Raw genomic sequence first — 13,929 nt, forward strand, 5'->3', positions numbered from 1 at the left:
TTATCGATATAGTGCGGCAAAAAATTACAGCTCTTTGCCAATGGCCTTGGCAAGCGCACTGATGGCTGCTTCGTTGCGCTTGTAGTAGGTCCACTGACCGATGCGCCTGACCTCGACCAGGCCGGCGCGTTGCAGCGTGGCAAGATAATCGGACACCGTCGACTGCGACAGCCCGACACCCTCCTGAATGCTGCTGACGCAAACGCCCACCGTGAGCACGTCCCCTTCGTCCTGCGGAGGGAAGTTTTTCACGGGATCCTTCAAGCCTTGCAGGATCTCGAGGCGTGTCCGGTTCGAGAGGGCCTTGAAAATGTCGAGCAATTCCATGGCGCGGAGTATATCGATATTTACCGATATGTCAATGTGAGGGACATCCGCCGTTTGGTAGCGTCCACGGCTAACCGGTCTTCGAAGGCCTCGTGTTGCTGCCGCCATGCCGCCCGAACGCCGCCGTGTCTTTTCTTTCGGTCTGTTAGACTTTTCGGCCGTCTGTCGCCATCCGGGTCGCCCCCGGTTTTTCGCGTCATGAACGAACACCACGCGCCGAATCCGATTGCCGAGGTGCTGCGAGCCTACTGGAAGGCCGATCGCTGGATGCTGCTGACGGTCGCGGCGGTCGTCGTGCTGTCGAGTGCGAGCGCCGTCGCCGCGCCCTATCTGTTCTCGCGCCTGATCGACGCGCTGTCGCATCGCGGCGTGCTCCATGCGCTGATCCCGGGCTTTGTGCTCTATGCGGTGTTGCTGGGCCTGTCCAGCGCGCTGCAACGCGTGGTGCAGTACCTGTCCTTCATGAGTTCCGAGAATCTCGGATTCATCACCGGCACGCGCTTCTTCGAGCGCATCCTGAAGAAGACCACGGCCTTCTTCGTCGAACACAATCCGGCTGAAATCCAGAATGCGAACGAACGCGGCAGCCGCGCACTGTCGGTGCTCGTGCAACTCGCGCTGATGGACCTGATTCCCGGCACGCTTCAGATCGTGCTGACGCTCGCCACGCTCGGCGCGCTGATCAATTTCGAGGTCGTGGCCATCACGGCCGCCTACGGCGCGGTCGCAGTGACGATCGCGATCGTTGCCGCGCGGCGCTCGCGCGCGTTTCTCGACCGCGCCATCGAGGCCGGGCACGAGAATGCGCGTTTCGTCGGCGGCGCGATCAATGCGATGGAGACGCTTCGGCATTTCGGCAGCCATCGGTGGATGACCGAACGTTTCTCCGAGAAAGCGCGCGTCGAGCGCGACAGCTGGCGCGCATACGTGCTGCAGCACGTCGGCTATCTCGCGCTGCTGGGTCTCGGCCTCGCGGTCCAGTTCTCGGTGACGTTCTGGTTGCTGCTGCCGCGCCATGAGGCCGGTGCGCTGTCGATCGGCGACATCGTGCTGTTCAACACGTTGCTGTTGCAACTGAACCTGCCGTTCGAAATGCTCGCGCGCTCGATCGACGAGAGTGCGCGCTCCCGCGCGGCCCTCGTGCCGTTCGCGGCGCTCTGGACGGCACCCGAGGAGCGGCAGGTGTCGCACGCATCGGCGTTCGTGCCGCGCGAAGGGCGCGTGGTGTTCGATCATGTCGGCTACGCATACGGCAACGGGCGCGGCGTGACCGATGTCGATTTCGTCGCCGAGCGCGGGGCCGTCACGTTCATCGTCGGCGAAACGGGGGCGGGGAAATCGACGATCTTCAAGCTGGCGCTGAAGTCGATCGAACCGACCGGCGGGCGCATTCTCGTCGACGGCGTCGATCTCGCGGACATCGACCGCGCCGACTGGTACGCTGCCGTCGCCGTCGTGCCGCAGGACGTAGTGCTGCTGAACGAAAGCCTGGAGGACAACATCCTGCTCGGCCGGCCGCACGATGCTCGGCGTTTGCGGGAAGCCGCTGCGAGGGCCACGATCCTGACGTTCATCGACGGCCTGCCGGACGGATTCCACACGACGGTGGGCGAGCGCGGGCTGAAGCTGTCCGGCGGCGAGCGCCAGCGCATCGCGATCGCCCGGGCGCTGTACGGCAACCCGACCGTACTGTTTCTCGACGAGGCGAGTTCCGCGCTGGATGAAGCGACGGAGCGCGACATCATGGAACACGTGCGACTGCTCGCCCGCGATGTCACGGTGATCGCGATCACCCACCGGCGCTCGGTCATCGGCGCGGCCGACAAGGTCGTGCGGCTCGGCCAGGCAGGCGTGCCGGCCTGACACAGGCACGCAACCGCGTCGCCGCTACCGTCCCTTACCCGCGCATCGGCGGATTGAGCCGCGCGAACGCCGCCTGCCGGCGATACGGGAAGTACGGATAAGGCGCTTCGACGGCACTCGCCGCATCGAGCTTCGCGACCTGCGCATCGGTCAGCGCCCAGCCTGCCGCGCCGAGATTCTGGCGCAACTGTTCCTCGTTGCGCGCGCCGATGATGACCGACGACACGGTCGGCCGTTGCAGCAGCCAGTTCAGCGCGATCTGCGGCACCGTCTTGCCGGTTTCCTCCGCGATCGCGTCGAGCACATCGACCACGTCGTACAGGCGTTCTTCGTCGACCGGCGGCCCGTAGCTCGCCGTTTCATGCAGGCGGCTGCCTTCGGGCAGCGGTGCGTTGCGCCGGATCTTGCCGGTGAGCCGGCCCCAGCCGAGCGGGCTCCACACGAGTGCGCCGAGGCCCTGGTCGGCGCCGAGCGGCATCAGGTCCCACTCGTAGTCGCGGCCGACGAGCGAGTAATACACCTGGTTCGCGACGTAACGCGACCAGCCGTGCCGATCCGCCACCGCCAGCGACTTCATGATCTGCCACCCCGCGAAGTTCGACACACCGATGTAGCGCAGCTTGCCCGCGCGCACGAGATCGTCGAGCGTCGACATCACTTCCTCGACCGGCGTGCCCGCGTCGAACGCATGAAGTTGCAGCAGGTCGATGTAGTCGGTGTCGAGGCGGCGCAGCGCGTGGTCGACCGCGCGGACCAGTCGCGCGCGCGACGTGCCCGCATCGTTCGGGCCGTCGCCGGTCGGCAGGCCCGTCTTCGTTGAGATCAGCACCTGGTCGCGACGTCCCTTGATCGCGGCGCCGAGCACGCGCTCGGATTCGCCGTCCGAATACACGTCGGCCGTGTCGAACAGGTTCACCCCGGCTTCGAGGCAGATGTCGATCAGGCGGCGCGCTTCGTCGACGCCCGTGTTGCCCCATGCGCTGAACAGCGGGCCGGTGCCGCCGAATGTGCCGGCGCCGAAGCTCAGGACGGGAACCTTGAGGCCGGAGCGGCCGAGGGTGCGGTATTCCATGGCGGGGTTTCCTGTGGATGATCGAAGCGCTGGGGTGGACGGCCGTGACATCGAGCGTTGCCGCACTGTATCGCTTGCGGACATTTCGGATAATCGGGCAGGCTTCGAAAATATCCTTCGGAAGGAGCGAACAATGCTGCTCGACAATCTCGCGCTGTTCCTGCGCATCGTGGAGAAGGGCGGGCTGGCCGCGGCGGGCCGCGAGGTCGGGCTGTCGCCGGCCACGGTGTCCGAGCGACTGACGGCGCTCGAGCGCCACTACGGCGCGGCGCTGCTCACGCGCACGACGCGCGCGATCAGCCTGACCGACGAGGGCCGCACGCTCGTCGACGGCGCGCGGCGCCTGCTGGCCGAAGCCGACGAACTCGAAAGCCGCGTGCGGCTGGGCGTGCAGACGCTGTCGGGGCCCGTGCGGCTGAGCGCACCGGCCGATCTCGGGCGCGAGCGCGTCGTGCCGGTCGTCGATGCGTTCCTGGCCGAGCACCCGGGTGTGACGGTCGACCTGCATCTCGGCGACGGTTACGTCGATCTCGTCGGCCAGGGGCTCGATTTCGCGATTCGCCGCGGCACGCTCGCGGACAGTTCGCTGCGCAGTCGCTCGCTCGGCCGCGCGCGGCGCGTGGTATGTGCGTCGCCTGCGTATCTCGCCGCGCACGGCACGCCAACGCATCCGGACGATCTCGTTTCTCACGACTGCATCGTGATGCGTTTCGGGCCGGACCTGTATGCCGAATGGCCGTTCAGCATCGATGGCGAAGCGAAGCGCGTGATGGTACGCGGCCGGCGCGTGGCCAACGACGGCGCGCTCGTGCGGGCGTGGTGCATCGCGGGGCATGGCGTCGCGCTGAAATCGCTGGTCGACGTCGAGCAGGATCTGGCGTCCGGCGCGCTCGTCGAGATCCTGCGCGATTTCTCGCCGGGCGACGTCGACTTGCAGATCGTGTATCCGGGCCGTGCCGCGCAGCCGACGCGCGTGCGTGCGCTGATCGAGCGGATGGCGCAGGCACTGACTGCGGCGTGATGCAGATTACACGGGCTGTCGCGAAACGTTGAAGCAGCGATCCCGCTGCGCTTGCGTCGCGTGTCGACGCAACGCCCCTGCATGCCACATCGCCAGCCGAAATCGTCCTTCAAATCGATTGCCCACATTTCGTCATTTAGCTAATATTCGAAACGTCAAACGAAACCGCACCCCATGGACGACGTTACCCGCATCAGCGCTTTGGCCAACGAAAGCCGTCTGGCCGTGATGCGCTGGCTCAAGCAGCCGCGCAAGCATTTCCCGCCGCAACCGCACGGCGACTTCGACGAGCTCGGCGTGTGCTGCACGTACATCACCGAGAAGCTCGGCATCGCGCCGGCCACGACCACGCGCCACATGCGCATCCTCGCGGATGCCGGGCTCGTGCGGGCGACCCGCGTCGGCAAGTTCACGTACTACAAGCGGATCGACGGCGCGCTGCAGCAGCTCGGCCAAGATCTCTCCCAACTCTGATTCCGTTTCCCCCGAGGCAACCGACATGGACGAACTTGCACTGCTGGCCGACGCCGACCGGCGCGCGCACGCGTATCTGGCCGCAACCGGCGAGCGACGCGCGTTTCCCGACGCGGCCGCGCTGGCCGCCCTCGCCGCCTTCGACGAGCCGCTGCCCGACGCGGGCCGCCCGGCCGACGACGTGCTGCGCCTGCTCGACGAGCACGGCACGCCCGCGACGGTAGCGTCGAACGGCCCGAACTACTTCGGCTTCGTGATCGGCGCGGCGCTCCCGGCTGCTGCCGCGGCCGAGCGACTGATGCTCGCGTGGGACCAGTGCGCGTCGTCGTACGCGAATTCGCCGGTCGCGGCGACGATCGAACGCCAGGCCGCGCGCTGGGTCGTCGATGCGCTCGCGTTGCCCGAAGGCAGCGCGGTCGGGTTCGGCACGAGCGCGACAGCCTGCACGCTCGTCGCGCTGGTGGCCGCGCGGCGTGCGCTGCTCGCGCGCAAGGGCTGGGATATCGACGAGGACGGGCTGATCGGCGCGCCCGAAGTGAAGGTCGTGATCTCCGCGCTCGCGCACATCACGGTGAAGAAGGCGCTGCGCGTGCTCGGCTTCGGGATGAAGCGCATCGTCGTCGCGCCGGTCGATGCGCACGGCCGCATCGACCCCGCCCAGTTGCCGCCGCTCGACGACATGACGATCCTCTGCGTGCAGGCCGGCGAAGTGAACACCGGCGAATTCGATCCGTTCGCGGCGCTGATTCCGCCCGCGAAGGCGGCCGGCGCATGGGTGCACGTGGACGGCGCGTTCGGCCTGTGGGCACGCGCATCGTCGAAGCGCGCGCTGACGGACGGCATCGACGGCGCGGACAGCTGGACGACCGACGGCCACAAGTGGCTCAACACGCCGTACGACGGCGCGATGGTGATCTGCCGCGACGCGGCGGCGCTCGCCACCGCGATGAACAGCGACGCCGTCTACCTGAGCGGCGCGCAGGATGCGCAGAAGAACCTGAACCTCGAATTCTCGCGGCGGGCGCGCGGCATTCCCGTGTGGGCTGCGTTGCGTGCGCTCGGCCGCGCCGGCGTGGCGACGATGGTCGAGCGACATTGCGCGCAGGCGGCGCGGGTTGCGGACGGCCTGCGTGCGGCCGGTTACGACGTGCTGAATCGCGTCGTGCTGAACCAGGTGCTCGTGCGCGCCGGCACCGACGACGAAACTGTGGCGATCCTCGAAGCCGCACAGGCATCGGGCGACGTGTGGTTCGGCGCGACCGTGTGGCAGGGGCGGCCGGCGTTCCGGATCAGCGTGTCGTCGTGGCGCACGGAAGATGCGCACATCGATCGGCTCATCGCGTTGCTGACGGCGTTGCGCGGTGTGCACGTGCGCTGAGCGTCACGCGGCGTCCGCGCCCGTCAGGTTGGCGGGCGCAACCTTCATGCATGCGATGACGTGCAGCGCGGCGCGCACCATTCGCATCGATGCGCTCGCGCAACGAACGGGGGTGTGTGAGCCGCGTGCGACAGCGGTGCGAATGCCACGTCTGCCGGCGTGAAAATGTCGGACAATAGCCGCTGCGCGCGCCGGGCCGGCGCAGCGTTCAACCGATGCATTCACGCTTGCGAGACCCCCATGTCGACTCCCTTTCCCCGGGAACTGCTGAAGGCCGCCGATATCGCGAAGATGGAACCGACGCGCGCGGTGCATTCGCTGAATCCCAATGCCGTCCGGCTCAAACGACAACTCAGCGACCTGACCGGCCTGACGCAATTCGGTGTTCACCTGCTCACGCTGATGCCCGGTCACGAATCGGCCGAGTATCACCGTCACCTGTACGAGGAAGAATTCGTCTACGTGCTGTCCGGCACGGGCTCCGTCACGATCGGCGAACGCGTCAGTGAAATCGGGCCCGGTGATTTCATCGGCTTTCCGCGTGGCGGTGAAGCGCACACGGTGCAGAACACCGGCGATGCACCGCTGGAACTGCTCGTCGGCGGGCAGCGGCTCGAACACGATGTCTGCGAATACCCGCGTATCGGCAAGCGGCTTTATATCGCCGGCGAGCTTGAAGACTACGTCGAGCTGCCGAAACAGCCCTGATTGCCAATCGCATTCGCAATGTCGAATTCCGTATAAAAAACCGAATCAATTACATATTGTTTAGATAAACAAAATAAAAATTCGTAAAAATACGGGGTGGAGAAACCACGTTTATTTGGGCACGCTTGTGCGCATTGTCCGTCCCCGGGTGCCGGCATTTCGACCTGCCGGCATGTCTTTTTCGGGCATCCGGGTACGGAAATAAATACACGCGTCCGGCAGTTTCGACCGATTGGCCGCGTACGCGACAAGTCACGAAAAGATTCCTGATTTAAAGCTCAGTAGTTCGAACCAACGGCTTGATTCAAGAACGAAACGGAGACAGGCGATGTCGAGGAACCTGGGGTTGGGAGCGGCGCTGCTGGCGCTCTGCGTTGGCTTGGCTTCGTGCGGGGGCGATGGCGATTCGCCGTCGGCAGCCGCTTCGAATCTGTCGGCCGCGGCGCAGTCGCAAGGCAACGAAGACGGCAACGGCGGCAACGGCAATGGAAACGACAACGGCAACGCAGCAGCGAAGACGAACGCCGACATTCGCGTCGTTCAGTACGTCAATCCGCTGATCGGCACCGACTACGCGACCGACCAGCCGGCCGACCCGGTCGGCTCGGGTCTGGGCGGCGGCACGTTCCCGGGGCCGACGGTCCCGTTCGGGATGATGCAATGGAGCCCGATGACGCCCACCGCGCAATACGACAGCCGCAAAGGCGACGGTTCCGGCTTCTCCGGCGGCTACTGGTATGGCGACACGTCGATCAACGCATTCAGCATCCTGCACCTGAGCGGCACCGGCTGCTGGGCGAACGGCGGCTACCTGAACGTGATGCCGCAACTCGCGCCCGGCGACGCCGGCACGCCGGCCAGCTTCAACCACGCGAACGAAACCGTGCAGGCCGGTTATTACGGTGTCACGCTCGGCAACGGCATCAAGGCCGAGCTGACGACGACGCTGCGCACCGGCTTCGCGCGCTTCACGTATCCGGCACTCGCGCAGGGCCAGCAGGCGACGATCGCGATCGATCCGACCGTGCTGAACAATCGCGCGCAAGGCTCGACGGGCGACACGATCAGCCAGGTCGGCGACCGCGCGTTGTCGGGCACGATCGCGGGCGGCGGATTCTGCTGGGCCGGGCATGCGGTACCCGTCTACTACTACGCGGAATTCAGCCAGCCGTTCGCGGTGAAGCCGGCGCTGTCGAACGACAGCCCCGTGGCGTTGACGTTCAATGTCGACCGCAAGCACCCGGACGTGATGATGAAGCTCGGCATTTCGTTCGTCAGCGAGGCGAACGCGAAGGCGAACCTGCTCGCCGAGAATCCGGGCACCGACGCGCAAGGCAACCGGAACTGGCGTTTCGACAAGGTACGCAGCGCGGCGAGCGCCGCGTGGAACGCGCGCCTGAACGCGATCCAGGTCACGGGCGGCAGCGACGCGGACAAGACGAAGTTCTACACCGCGCTGTATCACGCGTCGCTGCACCCGAACGTGTTCAACGACGTGAACGGCCAGTATCCGGACTTCTACGCGTCGAACGGCGCATCGGCCGCGCCGACGCGTCAGGTCGAGCAAGGCCGCACGATGTACGCGAACTTCTCCGGCTGGGACATCGACCGCTCGTTCATGCAGCTTCAGGCATTGCTCGATCCGGTGCGGACCAGCGACATCGTGCAGTCGCTCGTGCTCGATGCAAAAGCGTGCGGCGCGTTCCCGCGTTGGGCGTACTTCAATACCGAGACGGCCGTGATGCCGGGCGATGCGGGCTCGATCATCGTCGCGAACGCGCATGCGTTCGGCGCGACGAACTTCGACACGCAGGCCGCGCTGTCGATCATGAAGCGCAGCACGGCATCGGGCGCCGCATGCGCCGGCACGCCGGTGATGGGCAGCCGCGCGGATTACGACCGGCTCGGCTACGTGCCGTCGTCGGGCCCGGGCGACAACCAGACCGCGTCGAACACGCTCGAATATGCGGTGCGCGACTTCGCGGTGTCGCGCTTCGCGACGGCGCTCGGCGATACGGCGACGGCCGGCACGCTGCTGAAGTCGAGCGGCAACTGGCAGAACCTGTTCGACAGGAACGCGATCCAGCCGAAGACTGCGGCGGGCGCGTGGGTCACCGACGGCACCGGCTTCATGGAGGGCAACTCTGAGCAGTACACGTGGTACGTGCCGCACGATCTCGGCGGCGTGGTCGCGCAGGCCGGCGGCGCCGCACCGGTCGTCAAGCGGCTCGACACGTTCTTCACGCACCTGAACATCGGCACCGTGCAGCCGTACTTCTACGTCGGCAACGAAGTGACGATGGCCGTGCCGTGGGTCTATGCGTGGGCCGGCGCGCCGTCGCATACGCAGCGCGTGCTGCACGCGTCGCTCGCGAACGAGTTCGGCACCGGTGCGGCCGGGCTGCCCGGCAACGACGATCTCGGCGCGCTCTCGGGCTGGTACGTGTGGGCCGCGCTCGGTCTCTACCCGGTCGTGCCGGGCGTGAGCGGCGTCGCGCTGTCGAGCCCGCAGTTCGAGAAGATCGTCGTGCGCGTCGGGCAGCAGGACGGCAGCTACCGCCTGCTGCACATCGTCGCGCCGGGCGCGGGTTCGGGCGATGCCGCGTCGTTCTACGTGAAGTCGCTGAAGCTGAACGGCGCACCTTACCCGACCGCGTGGCTGCCGTTCGAGCACATCGCTAAGGGCGGAAAGCTGTCGTATTCGATGACGGCCGACGCGAGCGCGGCGACGTGGGGCACCGACGCATCCGCGATGCCGTCGTTCCCGCAGGCGGCCAGCGCGCCGTAACGGTCGAGAAGATCAACGAGCGGTTCTTGCCGACAGGATCGACACAGAGAGAGGGAGGGACGAACGGATGAAGCTACGTCATGTGGTGGGTATCGGATGCCTTGCCGTGTTGTCGGGGTGCGGGGGCGATCAGGCTTCGACGGATGCGAGCGTGCTCGCGCAGATGTCGAACGCGCAGGGCAACCGGAACGACCAGGGCGATCAGAACGATCAGGGCGAGAACGGCGGCGCGGGCAAGCGATCGGTGCTGCGCAGCGTCGATCCGATGATCGGCACCGCGAACCTCGACATCAACGCGGACTGGGGCAGCGGCGTGCGCGGCCACGGCCACGTGTACCCGGGCGCGACCGTGCCGTTCGGGATGGTGCAGCTCGGGCCGGACACGACCGGCGGCGCGCACACGCTGCCGTGGAACTGGGATCGCACGTCCGGCTATCAGTACGACGATCCGCTCATCACCGGCTTCACGCACACGCACCTGTCGGGCACCGGCATCGGTTCGGGCGGCGAAGTGCGGTTCCTGCCGACGCTGGCGCCGGTCGACACCGCGACGCTGGCCAAGGTGGCCGCCGATGCGTCGATCACCTACAACGCGTCGTTCAGCCACGACGACGAAACCGCGAGCCCCGGTTACTACCGCGTGAAGATGGCACCGGCCGGCAGCGGCAACACGCCGTGGAACGTGAAGGGCGCGAAGATTCTCGCGGAGATGACGGCCACCGCGCATGCGGGTGTGCATCGCTACACGTATTTCCCGAGCGCGGCAGCACAGAAGCGCAGCATGATCGTCAGCATCGACAACCCGATCGGCGGCTCGACCGCGAGCGGCAAGATCCAGGTCATCGATGCGCAGACGATCGCCGGCTGGGAGATCACGAACAACTGGGCGAACAACAAGCCGACGTATTTCGTCGCGCGTTTCTCGAAGCCGTTCGATACGAAACACGTCGCGTTCAGCGCCGACGGCTTCAAGGCCTACCTGACGTTCGCCGACGGCAACGACAGCGGCGCGGTTACGGTGAAGGTCGGCATCTCGCCGTCGAGCATCGCGGATGCACAGGCCAATCTCGCCGCGGAAGTCGGCGCGAAGTCGTTCGACCAGGTGCGCGGCGCCGCCGAACGCGTGTGGGCCGACGCGCTCGGACGGATCAGGATCAAGGGCGGCAGCGCCGACCAGCGGACGATGTTCTATACGTCGCTGTATCGCACGATGCTCGCGCCGACCGTCTACAACAACGCGGACGGCAGCTACGTCGGCACCGATTCGACCAACGACGGCACGACAACGCCGCCGACGACGAGCAAGCATGCGAATCCGGGCTTCGATTATTCGTCGACGTTCTCGCTGTGGGACACCTTCCGTGCCGAATCGCCGTTGATGACGCTGGTACAGCCCGAGCGCGTCGACGGCTTGGTCAAGTCGCTGCTCACGCAGTTCAGGCAGAACGGCAAGGGCGAGCTGCCGGTGTGGCCGCTCGCGCAAACGGAAACCTTCACGATGGCCGGCCACCCGTCGATCCCGCTGATCGCCGATGCGTACCTGAAGCACCTGACGAACGCGGGCATCGACGACATCTGGACCGCGTTGACCACCACGCAGGGCGCGAGCGCGCACGGCTTCGACCAGTATCGCCAGCGCGGCTACGTGGTCGCGGGCGACAACGCATCGGTGTCGACGACGCAGGACTATGCGTTCGACGACTGGGCGACGGCCGCGGTCGGCAAGGCGGCGGGCAAGAGCACGGCCGACTACCGGCCCTACCTGCAGCGCAGCCAGAACTACCGGAACGTGTTCAACCCGACGCTGAACAACGGCTGGAAGTTCTCGCAGCCGAAGGATGCGCAGGGCAACTGGGTGGCGGGCTTCGACCCGACGGCGGCGGAGAAGACGGACTTCTCCGAATCGAATGCGTGGATCGATACGTGGAACATCTTCCACGACTTCCCGGGGCTCGTTGCGTTGCTCGGCGGGAAAAGCCAGTTCATCGCGCAGCTCGATCGCACGTTCGATCCGGCGAACCCGCTGACCTTCCTCGGCAACCAGGGCTTTCCGGACCTGACCGGCCGCAGCGGCCAGTTCTTCGCCGGGAACGAGCCGGCGAACCATCTGCCGTACCTGTACGACATCGCGGGCATGCCGTCGAAGACACAGGACCGCGTGCGCACGGTGATGGACGACATGTATTCGCTGACGCTGACGGCCGGCGATCGCGCGCTGCTCAGCGGCGACAGCCTGAAGGCCGCGCTGGCGGACCCGCGCCGCGTGCGCGATTCGGCCATTCCCGGCAACGACGACTGCGGGCAACTGTCCGCGTGGTACGTGCTGTCCGCGCTCGGCATCTATTCGCTGAATCCGGTGGGCGGCGTGTTCTACCTTGGCACGCCGCTGTTCGCGGAAGCGACGATCGACATCCCGGTTGCATCGGGCGGCGGAGACGGCGGTGCGCTGAAGTTCGGCAAGTCGCGGCGCTTCACCGTGACGGCGCACACGGCCGGCGGCGGCGCGCCGTCGTCGGTCAATCGCTATGTGCAGTCGGTGAGCCTGAACGGCGTGCCGCTGCATCGGCCGTACATCACCTACGACGAGATGAAGGCCGGCGGCACGCTCGATTTCGTGATGGGGGCGACGCCGAACGATGGTTGGGTCAGCCAGTGGAACGGTCAGGATCCGAACAGCGCGCTCGCACCTTCGCTGACGCTTGCAGGGAAGTAGCAGCAGGCAACGGCAAGCGGCCCGCCTCGACGCGGGCCGAATGGCTTCATCCGGTCGTGCCGGTTTCGAGCGGATCGGCATCCTTGAGGCCGTCTGTCCGGCCGTCTGTCCGGCCGTGTGGGGCAAGTTGCCGGATCGTCACCGGGCCGCTGAGCGACCGCTGGGGCCGCAAGGGGCTGATCGTCGCCGGGATGCGGGTGCCGGCGGCTGGGCTCGCGCCGACCTCGCTGACGGGGCAGTCGCGCTGGCGGCTCGTGGCGAGCGTGTTGCCCGGTCTCGGCACGGCGATGGTCTGTCCGGGCCTGATTGCTGCCGTGTCCGATGCGTCCGACGCGTCCGGGCCCGGCTGGCGGGTGTGCTCGCTCGCCGAGCGTGTACCGGTTCTGGCGCGATCCCGGCTGTGCGATCCGCGCGTTGCCGGCCGCATGGATAGCCGGCCGATTCGGCTTCGCCGGAGCGATCCTCGTGGTGGCCGCGGTGACTTTCGCGTCTGGGAGACGTCGTCGCGCTTATGATGCGGGAACGCCACTCACAGGGTTCCCCGACATGGACGCGCCGCTTCCGCCGATCTCTGCCCCGATTCCCGAAACGGAACCTGAAACCGAAACCGTCGCCGAGCCGCGCGCGTCGCGGCTGCATCGGCCGGTCGCGCTCGTCACCGGATCGACGTCGGGAATCGGCGCGGCGATCGCGCGCCGCCTCGCGGCGGACGGTTATGCGGTGATCCTGCATTCGCGCAGTTCGGCCGACGTGGGGCGCGCGATGGCGCGTGAACTCGGCGCGGCCTACGTGCAGGCCGATCTCGCCGACGATGCCGAACGCGTGCGGCTGATTCGCGACGCACTGGCCGTGCACGGGCGGCTCGACGTCCTCGTCAACAACGCGGGCGTCAGCCGCGTGATTCCGCATGACGACCTTGCCGCGGCGACGCCCGACGTGTGGCGCGAGATGCACGAGATCAACGTGATCGCGCCATTCCGGCTCGTTGCCGAAGCGGAGGCCGCGCTGCGCGAGGCGGCGTCGCACGGGCGGGCCGGGTGCGTCGTGAACGTCAGTTCGCATGCGGGCGTGCGGCCGAAGGGCGCGTCGATTCCCTATGCGGCCGCGAAGGCCGCGCTCAATCACACGACGCGGCTGCTCGCGCGCACGCTCGCGCCGGCGATTCGCGTCAACGCGGTCGCACCGGGGCTCGTCGATACGCCGCTCACGGCCGACTGGACGGACGCGCAGCAGCTCTGGCGCGAGCGCGCGCCGATGCGCCGGGCGGCGGCGCCGGATGACATCGCGCAGACGGTCGCGATGCTCGTCGCGTCTGATTACGTGACGGGCGAGATCGTGATGCTCGATGGGGGAATGAACCTGACGTGATGGGGTGAAGTGGTGATGCGGTGATGCGGTAATGCGGTGATGCGGTGATGCGGTGATGCGGTGATGCGGTGATGCAGTGATGCAGTGATGCAAGTGATGTGGGGATACAGCGTCGCGGTGTTGTGGCGATGCGGTGATGCAATGTCGCGGCCGGACAGCCGCGCGCAAGAATCATGCACGCGATTGCCGCGACCGCTCTTTAGCCTCCGTACGCGGA

At 66.9% G+C, this 13,929-nt stretch carries 10 protein-coding genes and 1 pseudogene; 9 read left to right on the forward strand and 2 right to left on the reverse strand.

Annotated elements, in window-relative coordinates; genetic code table 11:
- Positions 1-24: 24 nt before the first annotated feature.
- A complete protein-coding gene (locus DPV79_RS15855) occupies positions 25-327 on the reverse strand; it encodes an ArsR/SmtB family transcription factor (protein WP_048021417.1) in 303 nt (100 codons plus the stop codon).
- A 36-nt stretch (positions 328-363) separates the two neighbouring features.
- On the opposite strand from DPV79_RS15855, the gene DPV79_RS15860 reads away from it, so the two are divergent.
- Entirely contained in the window at positions 364-2,190 is a 1,827-nt protein-coding gene (locus tag DPV79_RS15860) for an ABC transporter ATP-binding protein (RefSeq protein WP_244321758.1), read from the forward strand.
- A gap of 34 nt (positions 2,191-2,224) precedes the next feature.
- On the opposite strand, the gene DPV79_RS15865 is transcribed toward DPV79_RS15860, so the two are convergent.
- Entirely contained in the window at positions 2,225-3,262 is a 1,038-nt protein-coding gene (locus DPV79_RS15865) for an aldo/keto reductase (protein WP_059587108.1), read from the reverse strand.
- 133 nt (positions 3,263-3,395) lie between these two features.
- Between DPV79_RS15865 and DPV79_RS15870 the strand changes: the two genes are divergently transcribed.
- The 8 genes and pseudogenes from DPV79_RS15870 to DPV79_RS15905 all read left to right on the forward strand — a co-directional run bounded on the left by DPV79_RS15870 (position 3,396) and on the right by DPV79_RS15905 (position 13,712).
- Positions 3,396-4,283, forward strand: a complete 888-nt coding sequence (locus tag DPV79_RS15870) for a LysR family transcriptional regulator (protein ID WP_113045853.1) — start codon at positions 3,396-3,398, stop codon at positions 4,281-4,283.
- 174 nt (positions 4,284-4,457) lie between these two features.
- The gene (locus DPV79_RS15875; protein ID WP_021160594.1) at positions 4,458-4,757 is read left to right on the forward strand and encodes an ArsR/SmtB family transcription factor; all 300 of its coding nucleotides are present in this window, start codon (positions 4,458-4,460) and stop codon (positions 4,755-4,757) included.
- A 25-nt stretch (positions 4,758-4,782) separates the two neighbouring features.
- The gene (locus DPV79_RS15880) at positions 4,783-6,135 is read left to right on the forward strand and encodes a pyridoxal phosphate-dependent decarboxylase family protein (protein WP_113045854.1); all 1,353 of its coding nucleotides are present in this window, start codon (positions 4,783-4,785) and stop codon (positions 6,133-6,135) included.
- Positions 6,136-6,375: 240 nt separating this feature from the next.
- Positions 6,376-6,843 carry a cupin domain-containing protein gene (locus DPV79_RS15885; RefSeq protein WP_048021426.1) on the forward strand — a complete coding sequence of 156 codons (468 nt, stop codon included), beginning with the start codon at positions 6,376-6,378 and terminating at the stop codon, positions 6,841-6,843.
- A 328-nt stretch (positions 6,844-7,171) separates the two neighbouring features.
- On the forward strand, positions 7,172-9,631 hold the full coding sequence (locus tag DPV79_RS15890) for a GH92 family glycosyl hydrolase (protein ID WP_113045855.1): 2,460 nt from the start codon (positions 7,172-7,174) through the stop codon (positions 9,629-9,631).
- Between the two features lie 67 nt (positions 9,632-9,698).
- Entirely contained in the window at positions 9,699-12,344 is a 2,646-nt protein-coding gene (locus tag DPV79_RS15895; RefSeq protein ID WP_113045856.1) for a GH92 family glycosyl hydrolase, read from the forward strand.
- Between the two features lie 61 nt (positions 12,345-12,405).
- Positions 12,406-12,873 (forward strand): annotated as a pseudogene (locus DPV79_RS43355) (MFS transporter); the annotation flags it as partial.
- Positions 12,874-12,890: 17 nt separating this feature from the next.
- Positions 12,891-13,712 (forward strand): SDR family NAD(P)-dependent oxidoreductase, encoded by an 822-nt coding sequence (locus tag DPV79_RS15905; RefSeq protein WP_021160587.1) that lies wholly within the window; start codon positions 12,891-12,893, stop codon positions 13,710-13,712.
- The last annotated feature ends 217 nt before the right edge of the window (positions 13,713-13,929 follow it).

This window comes from Burkholderia reimsis, from assembly GCF_003294055.1.
Taxonomy (GTDB): domain Bacteria; phylum Pseudomonadota; class Gammaproteobacteria; order Burkholderiales; family Burkholderiaceae; genus Burkholderia; species Burkholderia cepacia.